Origin of the sequence: Sphingomonas sp. H160509, assembly GCF_024124765.2 — a bacterium.
Taxonomy (GTDB): Bacteria; Pseudomonadota; Alphaproteobacteria; order Sphingomonadales; family Sphingomonadaceae; genus Sphingomonas.
Genome location: NZ_JAMXSR020000002.1, coordinates 2,662,898 through 2,678,263, shown reverse-complemented (window position 1 = coordinate 2,678,263; position 15,366 = coordinate 2,662,898). Strand labels below are relative to the sequence as shown.

General features: G+C 65.3%; 12 protein-coding genes, 1 tRNA gene and 5 pseudogenes. 3 read left to right on the top strand and 15 right to left on the bottom strand.

Features of this window, described 5'->3' with window-relative positions; genetic code table 11:
* Positions 1-18: 18 nt before the first annotated feature.
* Together argB and NHF48_RS14890 are read right to left on the bottom strand one after the other, a co-directional pair.
* Positions 19-936 (bottom strand): acetylglutamate kinase, encoded by a 918-nt coding sequence (gene argB, locus NHF48_RS14895; RefSeq protein ID WP_056053472.1) that lies wholly within the window; start codon positions 934-936, stop codon positions 19-21.
* Positions 937-1,062: 126 nt separating this feature from the next.
* Positions 1,063-1,710, bottom strand: coding sequence for a queuosine precursor transporter (locus tag NHF48_RS14890; RefSeq protein WP_253071534.1), 648 nt, complete (start codon positions 1,708-1,710; stop codon positions 1,063-1,065).
* Between the two features lie 145 nt (positions 1,711-1,855).
* Between NHF48_RS14890 and NHF48_RS14885 the strand changes: the two are divergent.
* Positions 1,856-3,122 (top strand): annotated as a pseudogene (locus tag NHF48_RS14885) (NupC/NupG family nucleoside CNT transporter).
* A gap of 223 nt (positions 3,123-3,345) precedes the next feature.
* Here the strand turns inward: NHF48_RS14885 and NHF48_RS14880 are convergent.
* The 3 genes and pseudogenes from NHF48_RS14880 to NHF48_RS14870 form a co-directional block, all read right to left on the bottom strand.
* Complete coding sequence (locus NHF48_RS14880) at positions 3,346-3,900, bottom strand: fasciclin domain-containing protein (protein ID WP_133029880.1); 555 nt, start codon at positions 3,898-3,900, stop codon at positions 3,346-3,348.
* A gap of 83 nt (positions 3,901-3,983) precedes the next feature.
* On the bottom strand, positions 3,984-4,922 hold the full coding sequence (dapF, locus tag NHF48_RS14875) for a diaminopimelate epimerase (protein WP_253071533.1): 939 nt from the start codon (positions 4,920-4,922) through the stop codon (positions 3,984-3,986).
* A gap of 39 nt (positions 4,923-4,961) precedes the next feature.
* Positions 4,962-5,426, bottom strand: a pseudogene (locus tag NHF48_RS14870) (DUF6456 domain-containing protein).
* Between the two features lie 85 nt (positions 5,427-5,511).
* Here NHF48_RS14870 and NHF48_RS14865 point away from each other — a divergent pair.
* Positions 5,512-6,079, top strand: a pseudogene (locus NHF48_RS14865) (helix-turn-helix domain-containing protein).
* Between the two features lie 7 nt (positions 6,080-6,086).
* Here NHF48_RS14865 and NHF48_RS14860 read toward each other — a convergent pair.
* From NHF48_RS14860 to NHF48_RS14830, 7 genes and pseudogenes are all read right to left on the bottom strand, one after another.
* Positions 6,087-6,159: transfer RNA gene (locus tag NHF48_RS14860), tRNA-Val, on the bottom strand.
* Between the two features lie 51 nt (positions 6,160-6,210).
* A complete protein-coding gene (locus tag NHF48_RS14855) occupies positions 6,211-7,152 on the bottom strand; it encodes a hypothetical protein (RefSeq protein ID WP_253071532.1) in 942 nt (313 codons plus the stop codon).
* 101 nt (positions 7,153-7,253) lie between these two features.
* A pseudogene (locus tag NHF48_RS14850) lies at positions 7,254-8,751 on the bottom strand (NAD(P)(+) transhydrogenase (Re/Si-specific) subunit beta).
* A gap of 27 nt (positions 8,752-8,778) precedes the next feature.
* A complete protein-coding gene (locus NHF48_RS14845) occupies positions 8,779-9,096 on the bottom strand; it encodes an NAD(P) transhydrogenase subunit alpha (RefSeq protein ID WP_253071531.1) in 318 nt (105 codons plus the stop codon).
* 19 nt (positions 9,097-9,115) lie between these two features.
* A complete protein-coding gene (locus tag NHF48_RS14840) occupies positions 9,116-9,331 on the bottom strand; it encodes a type II toxin-antitoxin system HicB family antitoxin (RefSeq protein WP_253071530.1) in 216 nt (71 codons plus the stop codon).
* 256 nt (positions 9,332-9,587) lie between these two features.
* A pseudogene (locus tag NHF48_RS14835) lies at positions 9,588-10,710 on the bottom strand (NAD(P) transhydrogenase subunit alpha).
* Positions 10,711-10,714: 4 nt separating this feature from the next.
* A complete protein-coding gene (locus tag NHF48_RS14830; protein WP_082441508.1) occupies positions 10,715-10,837 on the bottom strand; it encodes an aa3-type cytochrome c oxidase subunit IV in 123 nt (40 codons plus the stop codon).
* A 140-nt stretch (positions 10,838-10,977) separates the two neighbouring features.
* Here NHF48_RS14830 and NHF48_RS14825 point away from each other — a divergent pair, with 140 nt between their 5' ends.
* Positions 10,978-12,393, top strand: a complete 1,416-nt coding sequence (locus NHF48_RS14825) for a sigma-54-dependent transcriptional regulator (protein WP_253071529.1) — start codon at positions 10,978-10,980, stop codon at positions 12,391-12,393.
* 1,080 nt (positions 12,394-13,473) lie between these two features.
* Here NHF48_RS14825 and NHF48_RS14820 read toward each other — a convergent pair.
* The 3 genes from NHF48_RS14820 to NHF48_RS14810 are packed head-to-tail and all read right to left on the bottom strand — an operon-like array spanning position 13,474 to position 15,285.
* Positions 13,474-13,752: a hypothetical protein gene (locus NHF48_RS14820; RefSeq protein ID WP_253071528.1), complete on the bottom strand. Its 279-nt coding sequence runs from the start codon at positions 13,750-13,752 to the stop codon at positions 13,474-13,476.
* 32 nt (positions 13,753-13,784) lie between these two features.
* Complete coding sequence (locus tag NHF48_RS14815) at positions 13,785-14,576, bottom strand: DUF72 domain-containing protein (RefSeq protein WP_253071527.1); 792 nt, start codon at positions 14,574-14,576, stop codon at positions 13,785-13,787.
* Between the two features lie 43 nt (positions 14,577-14,619).
* On the bottom strand, positions 14,620-15,285 hold the full coding sequence (locus NHF48_RS14810; RefSeq protein ID WP_253071526.1) for a Crp/Fnr family transcriptional regulator: 666 nt from the start codon (positions 15,283-15,285) through the stop codon (positions 14,620-14,622).
* Positions 15,286-15,366: the final 81 nt, after the last annotated feature.

The window sequence follows — 15,366 nt, the reverse complement described above, 5'->3', positions numbered from 1 at the left end:
GTGGGGTTGGTCGGCGTGTTACCGCGACCGCCCGTTGGCGCTGACCAGCGTCCCCGCGCCCTGCTTGGTGAAGATCTCCAGCAGCATCGCGTGGGGCACGCGGCCGTCGATGATCACCGCGGCATCGACGCCCGATTCGACCGCCGCGACGCAGGTGTCGAGCTTCGGGATCATGCCACCGGTCACCGTGCCATCGGCGCGCAGTTCGGCGATCCGCGCAGGGTCGAGGTCGGTGAGCAGCTCGCCCTCCTTGTCGAGCACGCCGACGATATCGGTCAGCAGGAAGAAGCGCGCGGCGCCCATCGCGGCGGCGATCGCGCCCGCCATCGTATCGGCGTTGATGTTGTAGGTGTGGCCGTCCGCACCGATGCCGATCGGGGCGATCACCGGGATGATGTCGGCGGCGATCAGCGTGTCGAGGATCGTCCGGTCCACCGCGATCGGCTCGCCGACGAAGCCGAGATCGACGTGGCGCTCAATGCCCTGCAGCTTGTCCGGCTCGCGGCCATGGCCGACTTTCTGCGCGAGGACGAGGCCTGCGTCCTTGCCCGAGATGCCGACCGCGCGACCGCCCGCCTGGCCGATCCAGCCGACGATTTCCTTGTTGATCGAGCCGGCGAGAACCATTTCGGCGATCTGCGCGGTCTCGGCATCGGTGACGCGCAGGCCGTCGACGAAGCGCGATTCGACGCCGAGACGCTTGAGCATCGCGCCGATCTGCGGGCCGCCGCCGTGGACGACGACCGGGTTGATGCCGACTGCTTTCAGCAGCACCATGTCCTCGGCGAAGTCGCGCTGCAGTTCGGGGTCGCCCATCGCGTGGCCGCCGTACTTCACGACGAACGTCTTGCCGGCGTAACGCTGAAGATACGGCAGCGCCTCGGTGAGCGTTTCCGCCTTGGCGAGCAGGGCGGGATCGGGCGTGTGATCGGTCAACTAAACTTCCGTTCGTCTCGAGTAGCCATCGAGCACTTGTCGAGATGGCGTATCGAGAGACCTGTACCTCGATACGAGCCCTCGACAGGCTCGGTCTCTACTCGGCACGAACGGAAAAATCTAACATTATGCCCGGTCCAGCCGCCGCCCGAGCCTCACGAAGAACGTGATCATGAACGGCACCAGCACGATCGACAGTATGACCTTGGTGAGCATTTGGCCCTCCATCAACGCGACGATCGGCCGTTCGCCGAGGAACGAGATGGTGATGAACAGGATCGTATCGATGATCTGCGAGATGATGCTCGCGATCATCCCGCGCAGCCACACCAGCTTGCCCTCACCGCTGCCGACCTGTCCCGACAGCTTCGAGAAGATCAGCACGTTGAGTGTCTGCGAGATTCCGTACGAGATCAGCCCGGCAATCATCATCCGCGAGCTCTGGCCGACCACGACCGGGAACGCGTCGACCGCGGGCGGGTACATCCCCGGGTCGTGCGGCAAGGCCAGCACCAGGTGGATCAGCGCCGCCGACACCAGCAGCGGAATGAACCCCAGGCGCACCAGGAACGTCGCGGTCTTCTGGCCGTGCAGTTCGGCGATCGCACTGCTCAACACCACCAACAGCAGGAATCCGAAGATTCCCGCCTCGACCGCGAGCGGGCCGAGCGCGACCTGCTTCACCCCCAACACGCCGGCGATGCACACCATGCCGCCGTACAGGACTGAGAAAACGAAGAGCGAACGCGGGAACGCGGGAACAGACTTATCCATCGCCGGGGACGCTAGCGAAATCGCGCGCGCCGTCAAATGACTAGCGCGCTTCAAATAACTGGCGAGCGCGGCGCTCGCGTGTCATGTCGGTCGCTTGCGCAGCCGGGGGGCGGCGCGTGTCATCGCAAGAAAACGCAGGGCGTCCATGGAAAGACTCTTCATCGGTTTGGCGGGCATCGCCGTCATCCTGGGCATTGCCGTGCTGTTGTCGAGCGACCGCCGCGCGATCCGCCTGCGTATCGTCGGCGCCGCGTTCGCGTTGCAGGCCGGGATCGCGGTGCTCGTGCTCTATTCCAGTTTCGGCAAGGTCGTGCTCGGCGAGATGTCGGGCGGGGTCGCCAATTTGCTCGGCTATTCGCAGAAGGGCACCGAATTCCTGTTCGGCAAGATGGCGACCCCCGAGATCGGCGGGCAGAGCTTCGCGATCGCCGCGCTGCCAGTGATCATCTTCTTCGCGAGCCTCGTCTCGATCCCTCTATTATCTCGGCATCATGCAGTTCGTGGTGCGCTGGGTCGGCGGCGGGATCGAGAAGGTCATCGGCGTCTCGAAGGTCGAATCGCTGTGCGCGGCCGCGAACATCTTCGTCGGCCAGAGCGAATCGCCACTCGTGATCCGGCCGTATCTGGCGGGACTTACCCCGGCGCAGTTGTTTACGGTGATGACCAGCGGCATGGCCGGCGTCGCGGGCACGATCCTCGCGGCATACGCGTCGATGGGCATCCGCATCGATTACCTCCTCGCTGCAAGCTTCATGGCCGCGCCGGGCGGCATCCTGATGGCGAAGATCATCATGCCCGACCGCGTGATGCCACTCGAGGGCGAACTCGCGCTCGGCGATTTGCCGGGTGAATCGTCGGCGGGCGAACCGATGCCGCAAGCAACGCATGACGAGGAAAAGCCCGCCAACCTGATCATGGCCGCAGCCCAGGGCGCGCAGACCGGCGTGCGGCTTGCGGTCGCCGTCGGTGCGATGGTGCTGGCGTTCGTCGCGCTCGTGGCGCTCGCGAACGGCTTGCTCGGCGGGCTCGGCAACATGATCGGGCTACCCGGCCTCAGCTTCCAGGGGCTGCTCGGCTATGTCTTTGCGCCGATCATGTTCCTGCTGAACGTGCCGTGGAGCGAGGCGGGGATCGCCGGCGGGCTGTTCGGCCAGAAGATCGTGCTGAACGAATTCGTCGCCTACATCTCGCTCGGCACGCAGCAGGGGCTGAGCGCACGGACGATCGCGGTCATCACCTTTTCGCTCTGCGGCTTCGCGAACTTCTCGTCGATCGCGATCCAGATGGCGGTGACCGGCAGCCTCGCGCCGAACCAGCGCCCGATGATCGCCAAGCTCGGCCTCCGCGCGCTGGCGGCAGGGAGTCTGGCGAACCTGATGTCGGCCGCGCTCGCGGGCCTGCTGATCGGCTGACAGAGTATCCTCCCCTGCAAGGGGAGGTGGCAGCCGCTTGGCTGACGGAGGGGTATAACCCTCTCGACAGCGCATTACCCCTCCGTCTGGCTACGCCAGCCACCTCCGCTCACAGGGGAGGATAACCGTGCCAACGCAATCGGGCCCGCCACCTTTCGGCAACGGGCCCGACGCAAACTATCTCGCGGGGGAAAGCGAGGCAGCTATCTCGCGGAACCGCCGATTACGGCAGCATCACCGTGTCGACGACGTGGATCACGCCATTCGACTGCATCACGTTGGCGATCGTGATCCTGCCCTTGTGGCCCTTGCCGTCCATGATGCCCCAGCCGGTGCCGACCTTCTTGAACATTAGCGGCTCGCCCTGCACGGTCGTGTAGGTTGCGGTGCCGCCGTTGGCCTTCGCCTTGGCGGCGATGTCGGCGGCGGTGATCGTGCCGGGGACGACGTGATAGGTCAGGACGCTGGCGAGCTGCGCCTTGTTCTCGGGCTTGAGCAGCGTGTCGACGGTGCCGGCCGGCAGCTTCTTGAACGCGGCGTTGGTCGGCGCGAACACGGTGAATGGACCCGGGCCCGACAGCGTCTCGACCAGGCCGGCGGCCTTGACCGCGGCGACCAGCGTGGTGTGATCCTTCGAATTGACGGCGTTCTCGACGATCGTCTTGGTCGGATACATAGCGGCGCCGCCAACCATCGGGTTGGTCTGCGCTGCGACGATGGCGCTGCCGCTGACGGCAACCGCGGCCGCGACGATCGCGGTACGAATGAAGTGGTTCATGGCTTCTCTCCTGCGTGCGGAGCCGGTGTGCGGCGCCACTGCGGGGAGATACGGACGCGCCGGGATAAGGACGCAGCCGGCGCTCAGATCGTCGCGAGAAGCCCCGCCCAGGCCGCGATCTCATCGTCATGCCGCCGCGTGACGACTAGGTCGCTCGCGGTCGCCGTGTCGAGATCGACGTCGACCGAGCCGGTCCATTCGAACGTAGCATTCCCCGACAGCGTCACCATCGCCGCCTCGCTCGCCTCCGCGCGGACCAGCCCGCCCTTGTTGAAGACGGTGGTCGGCGCGTCGTACGCGATCCGCCCGGTCAGGCACGCGGCATAGGTCGACGCCGCCATCGCACTGCCGCAACTGTCGGTAAGCCCGACGCCGCGCTCGAATGTCCGCACGAACAAGTCACGCCCGCGAACCTCGACGAAACTGACGTTCGCGCGATTGGGCAGCCAGTCGGGTGCCGCCTCGCAAGCCTCGCCGACGCGGACGAGTTCGGCTTCGTCGATAGCATCCACGAACGTCACGAGATGGGGGTTCGGCATCGCCACCGCGGTAAAGGCGCGGTCCGTCGGCAAGGGCGCGATCGGCGTATCGACGATGCGATCGGTCCCGACATGCATAGGCCAGGCCTCGACGTCTAAAGATGCGGGGCCAGCAATCTCGCGCACGGTGAACACACCATCGGCAATATCCGCATCGCGCTCGACGGCCGCGTCGCTCGTCTTCAGCAGCGCGGACGCGGACTCGGAGCCCGTAGCCGCGAACCCGGCGCGCGCGACGCAACGCAGGCCGTTGAGGCACGTCTCCGACTCGCTACCATCCGAATTGAACATCCGCATCCCGAACGCATGGGTCTCGTCGCCGCCGGTCAGCAGCAGGAGCCCATCGCCACCAACCGGCCCAACGCGATCCGCCAGCGCCCGCGCAACGGCCGCCCAAGCCGCATCGCCAAGCACCGACGCACGCGCGTCGATCAGCGGAAAGTCGTTACCGGAGCCGTGGCATTTGATGAGGTCGAAGCGCATGCCAGCCACTTAGTCACGCCTGCGCACCAATGCGAGCGCCTAACCGATCCCGTAATGCGCGGCCAACCGATCGAGCGCGAGCGTCAGCACGACCCGCCCCGCCCGAGCCGGCCATTGCAACGCCTTCTCCGCGACCGGCAGCCCCCTCCCCCGCACAGACCACGCGCCACAGAATATCCGCTAGCCCGGGCCCCGCCGCCGCTAGCGCCACGTCGAACCGACGCTTCGCCGCGATCTGCGCCGATGTCGGATCGAGCCCGTCGCCACCTCCCCCATCGACCCGCTCGACCCAGCGCATCGTCACGCTCGGCGCGATCGACGCGCGTTCGTAATCCGCCCGCAGCCGCTCCCCGCCTCGAACTGTCTCACGTCGATCAACGCGCGCGACCGCAACCACCCGAGCGGCGACTCGGCGAGGTTCACGGTGACCGTACGACCACGACGCATGGCCGCCGGTTGTGGAACACCCTCCGAATCGATCGTCCGCTCTACCAGTTCGCGCATCCGCCATCTCCCGTTGCGCTTGGCGGTTGCCATAGCTCCACCGTTGTAGGACAGGAGAATAACCTATCTGGTTTGGAGCCGTTCGATGATAACCGCCATTCGCGATGTCCGACGTGCCAAGGGACTGACACTGGAGGACGTCGCCAGGCGTTGCGATCCACCAACCACCGCGCAGACGATCGGGCGGTTGGAGACCGGCACGCGCACCGTCTCGATCGGCTGGCTCAACCGGATCGCCACCGCACTGGGCGTAGAGGCAAGCGATCTAGTGACACTGCCGGACCGTAAGGACCTGCCAGTCGCTGCAATACTCGACAGCCGCGGAGCCCACGCTCCCCCGCCGAACCATGACCGTACCACCGCCCCAGGTCGCACCCGGCCAGATCGCAATAACCGTCGCGAACGGCACCGGCGATTACCGGGCCGGCGACGTGATCTGGTGTACGATCCTGACTGCGGCAGATTTCCCTACCGCCCTAAACCGCGACGTCCTCGTCCCGCAACCGGCAGGACAGCTCGCGTTCGGACGGCTCACCGAATGCAACGGCAACGGCAACGTCACTATCCTGCCGCCGGACACTGGCACACAGTCGCTGTCCATCGCCCACCCCAACTGGATTGCGGTCGCGGTGCGACTAGTCCGCGAGCTATAGATGATGATGGGCGATGACGGGCTCGAACCGCCGGCATTCTCGGTGTAAACGAGACGCTCTACCAACTGAGCTAATCGCCCCTCTCGGGTGGACGTCCGATGCCAAAGCCGGGCGGCCGGGGCAAGCTAAAATCACGGAATGCGCAGGTCGGCGCCCTTGGTGGCTACGATGTACCCGCGCATCGCCTCGCTCGCGCGATCGGACAGCACCATGAACGCGCGGCGTCGGTCGAGCAGATCGGGACGGCGTTCGAACAATCCGGTGTCGGTCATCCGCGCGATCCAGCGCAGCGCAGTGGTCGGCGCGACCGCGGCGGCGATGCACAGGCTCGACACCGAGACGCGGCCCCGTTCCAGTTCGGCCGCATAGAGATCGAGCAGCATGTCCCAGCCGGGATCCTCGAACAATGTCGCGCCGAAGAACTGGTCGCGCAATCGGCGCGCGCGGATTGCTCGACGGACATCCGCCGCGCTGGGCTCTATCAAGGCGGGCGGTGCGCCGTAGCGATTGGTGCGGTCGCCGACGATCGGCGCGACAGGTGCGTCGCCCTCGATCTCGGCTCGCGTCAGTCGGGCGAGCGCCTCGGCGATCCGCGCGACCTCCGTGTTCAGTCGCTCGAGCCGCGTGCCGTCGGTCTCGCGGTGAACATCGAACACGCCCGCCGGGATACGCGCCGCCTCCGCCGCGACCACGATCGCCGCGACGCAATCGCCGACGGTGGGATCGACCAGCAACCGCGTGCTGCCGCCCAGCGTCGCCGCGGCGACGACGTCGATCTCGTCGACGCCCATGGCGACGACCAGTCCCGCCTGCATTCTGACGGCCTGATCGACGATACCTGGCAGGTGTTCGGCTATTATCGCGGGATCGACCCCGCCGGCCTCGACGACGATCACCTGCGGCGTCGCATGATCGCCAAAACCTGCCTGCCAATCGAGTTGGCCAACGATCCGACCGTTCAGCGCGGCGAGGGCAACGGTCAGCCGGTCCGGTGCGCCGGGCCCGGCGATCAGGACCGCGTCGATCCCCGTGTCGTAATTCGCCGCATCAGGCGGGCCGTCAGATAGGGTCATCAAGGTCTCCGCTATGATACGGAGACTAACCTGTGTCAGGCGAACAGTTACACCCGAACTGGATCGAGTTCCGTTGCAGTTGGGAACCCTATGCAAAGAACTCAGTCGAGCGCCTTGACGATATCCTCGACCATCTTCTTCGCGTCGGCCAGCAGCATCATCGTATTGTCGCGGTAGAACAGTTCGTTATCGACGCCTGCATAGCCGACGCCGCCCATCGACCGTTTTATGAACAGCACGGTCTTCGCTTTCTCGACGTCGAGCACCGGCATGCCATAGATCGGCGAGGTCTTGTCGGTCTTGGCGGCGGGGTTGGTCACGTCGTTCGCGCCGATCACGAACGCGACGTCGGTCTGTGCGAACTCGCTGTTGATGTCCTCGAGCTCGAACACATCGTCATACGGCACGTTCGCCTCCGCCAGCAGGACGTTCATGTGCCCCGGCATGCGCCCCGCGACGGGGTGGATGGCATATTTCACGCGGACGCCCTCGGCCTTCAGCTTGTCGCCCATCTCGCGCAGCACGTGCTGCGCCTGCGCGACCGCCATGCCGTAGCCGGGGACGATGATGACCTGTTCGGCCTGGCTCATCAGGAACGCGGCATCCTCCGCCGAGCCGCGCTTCCACGGTCGATCGCTTGCGACCGCGCCGCCACTCGTGTCCGCGACCGCGCCAAAGCCGCCCGCGATCACGCTGATGAAGCTACGGTTCATCGCGCGGCACATGATGTAGCTGAGGATCGCGCCCGAGCTGCCGACCAGCGCGCCGGTGATGATCATCGCGCTGTTGTGCAGCGTGAAGCCCATCGCTGCCGCTGCCCAACCCGAATAGGAATTGAGCATGCTGACCACCACCGGCATGTCCGCGCCGCCGATTGGGACGATCAGCAGGAAGCCGATGACGAAGCTCAGGATCACGACCGTCCAGAAGATCCACGGGGCCTGGTCGGTGACGAAATACGCGATCAGCCCCAGGATGCCGGCGAGCAGCGCGAGGTTGATGACGTGGCGGCCGGGCAGCATGATCGGCTTGCCGCCCATGTTGCCGTTGAGCTTGAGGAACGCGATGACCGAGCCCGAGAAGGTGATCGCACCGATCGCCACGCCGAGCCCGAGTTCGATCCGGCTGACCGGGTGGATGACCGCGAATGGCTGGCCGATCAGCGGAATGACGAGGTCGGAAATCCCGAACGCCTGCGGGTTAAGATACGCGGCGACGCCGACCAGCACCGCGGCGAGCCCGACCAGTGAGTGGAATGCGGCCACGAGCTGCGGCATCGCGGTCATCGCGATCCGTCGTGCGGTGACGAGGCCGATCGCGGCGCCGACACCGATCGCCGCGAGGATTTCGACGACGGTGGTCCAGTCGATAGCGCGCACGACTATCGTGGGTCCGATGTCCGCAACCAGAGCATGCTGGACGAAAGGAACATGCGTCACCAGCGTGGTGACGACCGCGATCGTCATGCCGATGATGCCAAAGCGATTGCCGCGCTGGCTCGACGCCGGGCTCGACAGCCCGCGCAGGGCGAGGATGAAGCACACCCCCCGCCACCAGATAGGCGAGCGAAGCCCAGGGGCTGACCGTCAGTTCATGCATCGCGCGTTCCCCTCACGTCCGTATCGCTCACCTGCTCGTGGCAGGCGCGACCGGCCGTTCCTTTTTCTTGTACATCGCCAGCATCCGCGCGGTGACCGCGAAACCGCCGAAGATATTGATGCTCGCCAGCACGACCGCGAGTAGACCGAGCGCCTTGGCGACGCCCGATCCGGCGCCGATGCCGGCCGCAGCGGCGGCGATCAGCGCGCCGACGATGATGACCGAGGAGATCGCATTGGTCACCGCCATCAACGGCGTGTGCAGCGCAGGCGTCACCGCCCAGACGACGAAATACCCGACGAAACATGCCAGCACGAAGATCGACAGGATCGCGATAAAGTCCATTATTCGGTCTCCGCTTCTTTCAGGCTGCAGCGCGCGCGGCGGCGGGGATGGCGCGTCCCATGTCTTCGGCGGCTTCGATCCAGCAGGCGATCGCATCATAGGCATTGGCCAGAGCGTCCTGCGGCGTGTCGCCGTCGGATTTGCAGCCAGGGAGTGCCGGGACAACCGCAAGATATCCCCCACCATCTGAAGGCGACAGCGGCCGGATCACGACTTCATAATCTAGCGGGTTCATCGTTCAGTTCTCCGCACCGCATTGATGAACCTGACGAGATCGCGAATATAAACCGGCTTGATCGGTCGGTGCGCGGGGATCGTCAGGATCTCGATCTGGCTTGCATGCTTCACCTTGAAGTGTGAGCCGTTGCGTGGCGGGCTGCAAGCGATCCCCGCCCCCCGCACATACGGCGACGACATCCTGGATTCGCCAGTCCTGCGGGTTGGCCCGCATCGATTCAAGAAGCCGATCGCCACGGGTCACGCTCCCTTTATCAAGTCAGCAGCCTTGGGTTCACGATCTTGCCGCCCTGCGTCAGCCGGATCGCATCGCCGATCTCCGCGTCGAGCACGGGTCGCCCAGCCTCCTCGTCCCAGAAGGCGTTGAGGAAATTGAACAGGTTGCGCGAGAACAGCGCGCTCGCGTCCGCCGCCAATCGAGACGGCACGTTGCGGTGACCGACGATCTTGACGCCGTTCACCACGACCACCTCGCCCGCGACCGAGCCCTCGACGTTGCCGCCCTGCTCGACCGCAAGATCGACGATCACCGATCCCGGTTTCATGCTCGCAACCTGCGCCGCCGAGATCAGCCGCGGTGCAGCACGCCCCGGAATCAGCGCCGTCGTGATGACGATATCCTGCTTGGCGATATGCCCAGACACGAGCTCCGCCTGCGCCGCCTGATATTCGGGCGACATCTCGCCGGCATACCCGCCCGTCCCCTCGCCTTCGATTCCCGCAACATTCTCGACGAAGATCGGTTTCGCGCCGAGCGACTGGATCTGCTCGCGAGTCGCCGCGCGCACGTCGGTCGCCGACACCTGAGCCCCAAGACGCCGCGCGGTCGCGATCGCCTGGAGCCCCGCCACGCCGACGCCCATCACGAATGCCTTGGCCGCCGAGATCGTGCCTGCAGCGGTCATCATCATCGGAAACGCGCGGCCATATTCGGCCGCCGCGTCGAGCACCGCCTTGTAGCCCGACAGGTTGGACTGCGACGACAGGATGTCCATCGACTGCGCCCGCGTGATGCGCGGCATGAACTCCATCGCCAGCGCTTCGTAGCCCGCCGCGGCATAAGCCTCGACTCGCGCACGCTCTGCGAAAGGATTGAGGCTGGCGACGATCCACGCCCCCGGCGTCACGCCGTTCAGCGAAGCAGGATCAGGCCCCTGCACGCCGAGCACGATATCCGCCCCCCGCCAGCGTCGCCGCACGGTCGCCTACCGACGCGCCCGCATCCGAATATGCGGCATCGGCGATCGAGGCGGTCTCACCCGCCCCCGCTTCCACGGCCAGCGTAGCCCCCAGCGCAACAAACTTCTTCACCGTTTCCGGCGTCGCGGAAACCCGCCGCTCGCCGTCCGCTTGCTCTTTCAGGACGGCGATCTTCATGGCGTTACGAGATCAGCCAGATCACGAGCGCGACGACCAGCGCACATCCGACTGCGCCCCATTTCATCATTCCCGTCACGCTCGAATAGGTCGCGACGTGCGCCTTCATGTCCCCGTTGCCGGCCATGGTTCGTGCCCCAATCCTGTCAGTGCCATCCTCTATGGCCGAGACCTTATCGCGCGTATCCAGGATCGCCAAGCAGGACATTTAAGTCGCTCTTTACTTGCGCTAGCTATTGCACGTGCCGGAACGGGACAGGATTCGCCATGACGCGCAATGGCCAGCGCCTATTATTGCTGATCGACGACGAGCCCACGCAGCGGCGGCTGGTGGCTGCACTCGCCGCGCGGGGCGGCTGGCGCGCGGTCTTCGCGGCGGACGACGAGACCGCGATCGCCACGCTCGGCACGCAGGACGGCATGCAGCTCGATGCGATCGTGATCGATCACTGGGCGCCCGACGAGGATGCGACCACCCTGATCGCGACCCTGCGCGAGCGGCGTCCGGCGCTGCCGATCCTGGTCATCACGGCGAACGGATCGGTCGCGCACGCGGTCAGCGCGATGCGCGCCGGCGCCACCGATTTCCTGGTCAAGCCGCTCGCACCCGATCGCCTGCTCGCCGCGCTGGACGCGGCAGTGGTCGGCAAATCGTCGGGCGAGCTCCGCCCGCTGACCGAGAAGATCCCCGCCCTGCTCGCGTTCGACGAGATCGTCGGCTCTTCCCCCGATTTCCGCGCTGCCCTCGCGATCGCCGCGAAAGCCGCCCGCGCCCGCGTCGCGATCCTGCTCGAAGGTGAGATCGGCGTCGGCAAGGACGTCATCGCCGAGGCGATCCATGCCGCCTCCCCGCGCGCGAAGAAGCCGATGATCAGCGTCAATTGCGGCGCGATCCCCGCCAATCTCATCGAGTCGGAAGTGTTCGGGCACGAGAAGGGCGCGTTCACCGGCGCGTTCGAGCGCAAGATCGGCCGGTTCCACGACGCCGACGGCGGCACGCTGTTCCTCGACGAGGTCGGCGAGATGCCGCTCGAGGCGCAGGCGAAGCTCCTGCACGTCCTGCAAACCGGCGAAGTCCTCGCGATCGGCGCCCGTCACCCGCGCGAAGTCGACGTCCGCGTGATCGCCGCGACCAATACCAAACTGCTGGACGAGGTCGAGGCCGGGCGCTTCCGCGAAGACCTGTACTACCGTCTCAACGCCGTCCAGGTGACGATCCCGCCGCTGCGCGAACGCACCGGCGACATTCCCGCGCTCGCCCGCCACCTGCTCGCGCGGATCGCCGAGCAGCCGGGGTTGCGACCGCTCGGCATCACCGATTCCGCGCTCGCGCTGCTTGTACAGTACGACTGGCCCGGCAACGTCCGCCAGTTGCAGAACGCGCTCTTCCGTGCCGCCGTGCTGTGCGAGGACACCGCGCTGACCGAAGAGGATTTCCCCGAGATCGCCGCGCTCGGCACGCGCGAGCGTCCATCCGCGCCGGCAGCGGTCGGCGGCGGCGGCGTCACGCTGTTCCGCCCCGACGGCAACCTCCGCGCGCTCGAGGAGATCGAAGCCGACGTCATCCGCCTCGCGATCGGCCACTACCGCGGTCGCATGACCGAAGTCGCCCGCCGCCTCGGCATCGGCCGCTCGACGCTCTACCGCAAGCTCGGCGAACTCGGAATCGACAACGCGGCGTGATGTAGCGGCTGGATTGGAGAGTTTAGCGGACTGGTGGTTCCCAGCGTGTTTGCAGCCGTCAAGGGTTGCGCGAAAGCTAGGCGATAGCGTTTGCGCACGATTTGAGCTTGCGTGAGAAACGTGACCGAACGAGCATAGGTTCTATATTCTAGAGGGTGACCATGCTGGCCTTGATGGTAGTTTCTATGATCGTAGCGGAGGTGCCAAACGCGGCGAGGACGCAGCAGATTTGCGAAGTTGGGCGTGCCGCACTTCGCGATTTGCCCCCAGCCGACTTGGGCGGAAGTTCCGACACCTACTATGAAGGGCCCGACACAAACCACCATGATCTGTTGGGGATGTGCCCTGAGCTAAAGGATATATTGCCTACGGGTTATCTGCTGGCAGACAGCGATGCGCGAAAGCGTGCGGCAGTCCATGTCCCCTTGGTGGGAACAAACACGCGTCCGGCTAGCATCTACACGATCCAAATTCCGGAAATCAGCGCTGACCGACAATCTGCTATCGTTCACTTCGCTTACCGTTGCACGGGACTTTGCGGCGGTGAGTTCGACACTCGCTATGTTCGAACGTCGAGAGGATGGCAGCGAGACGGCCCCGTACGGACACTCTCCGTATCGTGAGCAAAAAAGCGAACGGTAGGTTTAGCCAAGCGTGAGGAAGCCTAATGTCCGCCAATGGGCGACATCGGCTATTTAGCTGGGCGGTTCGCTGATAAAGCCGATTACCCTCGCGTCCGTCCCTTTCAGACGCTCTACAAGACATTTTGCTTGTTCAGCGTGGTATGCTGCGTGCCCTCGAAACCCAATGGCCTTTGGGTTTGATCTTGAAATGTAAGCATCTGCTGCGTCACATGCCGATTTAGCCGTTTCGAATACGGACGGGGTGAATGCGCTTCGGGAAGCGGTGCAGCCGTTCACGACCATTGTAATCGCGATGGCGAAAGCGCCGAACGTCGTTGGCCGGTTGGGTTTCACCGTCATACGGGGAACCTGAACGAGGGTCCGCCCTTGAGCAAGCGCCGTGAAGGCCCATAACGTCCGAACGTGGGCGGAAGCGGAATGGCCGGAGTGGGAGAGGTTAGCTGCCGTTCCGCAGGTGATAAGCGGTCGCGAACAGAACGATCGAGCCGACCAAGCCTATCGCGATGATAAGCCAGTAGGTCATCGGCTCCTCCTTGCGCAGCAGGCCCTTGTTGTCCGCCGAAGCTGATCCGCTAAACAAAACGAAGATCGTCCGCCCGGCAACAAGGATGCCGACAACAAGAGGGGCGAATGGTCCGTCCGTTTGTTGGCGATACAGCCGATGCGTGAATGTCCGTAATTGGGCGAGCGAAGTCGAACCACGCTGATCGGTCACTACGAAGCGGCGTCCGAATGACCGTGCAGTATTTACCCCCGCACCCGATCGATCAACGCCATCGCCGCCTGAGGTGCGCGAACCTTGGCGCCGTTGATGAAGAACACGAACGTCTCTCGCGGCGTTTTCGTTGGTGCGGCGTCCTCGACATAGGGCAATCCCTCGGGTCGTCCCCCCGTCGCCCAGGTCTTCGACTTGTCCGCCCAGTCGTCCAGCGCGGTCGGCGCGTAGCCGGCGACGAAGCGCTCCTCGGCATCCTCCAGTCGCGCATAGACAAAGTCGCCAGTCACGTCGGCGATCGCGGGATATTCGTCCGACTGGGCGAAGACGATCGCGACGCCCGCATCGCGGCACATCGAGACGAACTCCGGTACCGCGAAACTCTCGTGGCGGACTTGTATCGCATGGCGCAGCGCGAGCCCGTCCTGCTTGGCGGGCAACAGCTTGAGGAATGCGGCGAAATCGTCGGCGTCGAATTTCTTGGTCGCCATGAACTGCCACAGGATCGGCCCGAGCCGATCGCCGAGCTCGACGATCCCCTGCCCGGTGAACTTGGCGATCGACTCCCCCGCCTCGGCCAGCACCTTTCGGTTGGTGCAGTAGCGCGATGCCTTGAGCGAGAAGACGAACCCGTCGGGCACCGCCTTCGCCCAGGATGCGAACGTCGCCGGCTTCTGGCTGCCATAATAGGTGCCGTTGATCTCGATCGCGGTGACGTGTTCGGCGGCATAGTCGAGCTCGCGCTTCTGCGCCCATTTCTCCGGATAGAAGGTCCCGCGCCACGGCTCGTAGGTCCAGCCGCCAATACCGATTCTGATCGTCATGGGCGCGAGTGTAGCGCGCGCGGGAGAAGCGCTTGGCGATGCTCTATTCGGTGATGACGCCGCGCAGCCCCGGCAGGTCGAGAATGCGAACCTGCGCATAGGCGACCGCGACCAGGCCATCACGCTCGAACCGCTTCAGATGCCGGTTGAGCGTCTGGCGCGCGATGCCGACGACACCGGCCAGCTCCTCCTGCCGGATCGTGATGCGACCATCCCCCGCCTGCGACGCGCGCATCAGCGCCTGCGCCAGTCGCACCCGGATCGACTGCCCGACGCTCTGCGCGATGAACCGCAAGGCGGTGCGCTGGTGCGCGCAAACGAGCAGTCCGAGATCGCGGTAAAGCTCCGGGTCCGCCGCCGCCGCCCGCGCGAACGCCGCCACCGGCACATGCAGCAGTCGCGCCGTGCCGAACGCCGTCGCGTCGTGCGGCCTCGGATGGCCGTCCAGCGTCGACAATTCCCCGAACCACGTCCCCGGCCGCACGATCAGCGCGAGCAGTTCGGCACCATTGGCGGACAAGCCCTTCAACCGGACCTGCCCGTCCAGAACCGCCCACAACCCGTTCGGGGGATCGCCCGAGCCGTAGATCCGCGCGCCGTTTTCCAGCACCTCGGCTCGCGCCTCCTGCAACAGGCGCTCGCGACGGGCCGCCGGTATCGCGCCGAACCAGCTATCGGTCGCCAGTATCGCGTGATCCGGATCATGCATCGCGCAAGGCTAGGCGAAATTTCGAGATTGTCACCATCGAGACAAAGTTTGTCGAAGGCCGGTCGTACAAGGGGTCAAACA

Excerpts from the sequence above, each read along its gene's own strand:
- NHF48_RS14890 (WP_253071534.1), bottom strand. The coding sequence starts at position 1,710 with ATGGATAAGTCTGTTCCCGCGTTCCCGCGTTCGCTCTTCGTTTTCTCA.
- NHF48_RS14880 (WP_133029880.1), bottom strand. The coding sequence starts at position 3,900 with ATGAACCACTTCATTCGTACCGCGATCGTCGCGGCCGCGGTTGCCGTC.
- dapF (WP_253071533.1), bottom strand. The coding sequence starts at position 4,922 with ATGCGCTTCGACCTCATCAAATGCCACGGCTCCGGTAACGACTTTCCG.
- NHF48_RS14855 (WP_253071532.1), bottom strand. The coding sequence starts at position 7,152 with ATGACCCTATCTGACGGCCCGCCTGATGCGGCGAATTACGACACGGGG.
- NHF48_RS14845 (WP_253071531.1), bottom strand. The coding sequence starts at position 9,096 with ATGGACTTTATCGCGATCCTGTCGATCTTCGTGCTGGCATGTTTCGTC.
- NHF48_RS14840 (WP_253071530.1), bottom strand. The coding sequence starts at position 9,331 with ATGAACCCGCTAGATTATGAAGTCGTGATCCGGCCGCTGTCGCCTTCA.
- NHF48_RS14830 (WP_082441508.1), bottom strand. The coding sequence starts at position 10,837 with ATGGCCGGCAACGGGGACATGAAGGCGCACGTCGCGACCTATTCGAGC.
- NHF48_RS14825 (WP_253071529.1), top strand. The coding sequence starts at position 10,978 with ATGACGCGCAATGGCCAGCGCCTATTATTGCTGATCGACGACGAGCCC.
- NHF48_RS14815 (WP_253071527.1), bottom strand. The coding sequence starts at position 14,576 with ATGACGATCAGAATCGGTATTGGCGGCTGGACCTACGAGCCGTGGCGC.
- NHF48_RS14810 (WP_253071526.1), bottom strand. The coding sequence starts at position 15,285 with ATGCATGATCCGGATCACGCGATACTGGCGACCGATAGCTGGTTCGGC.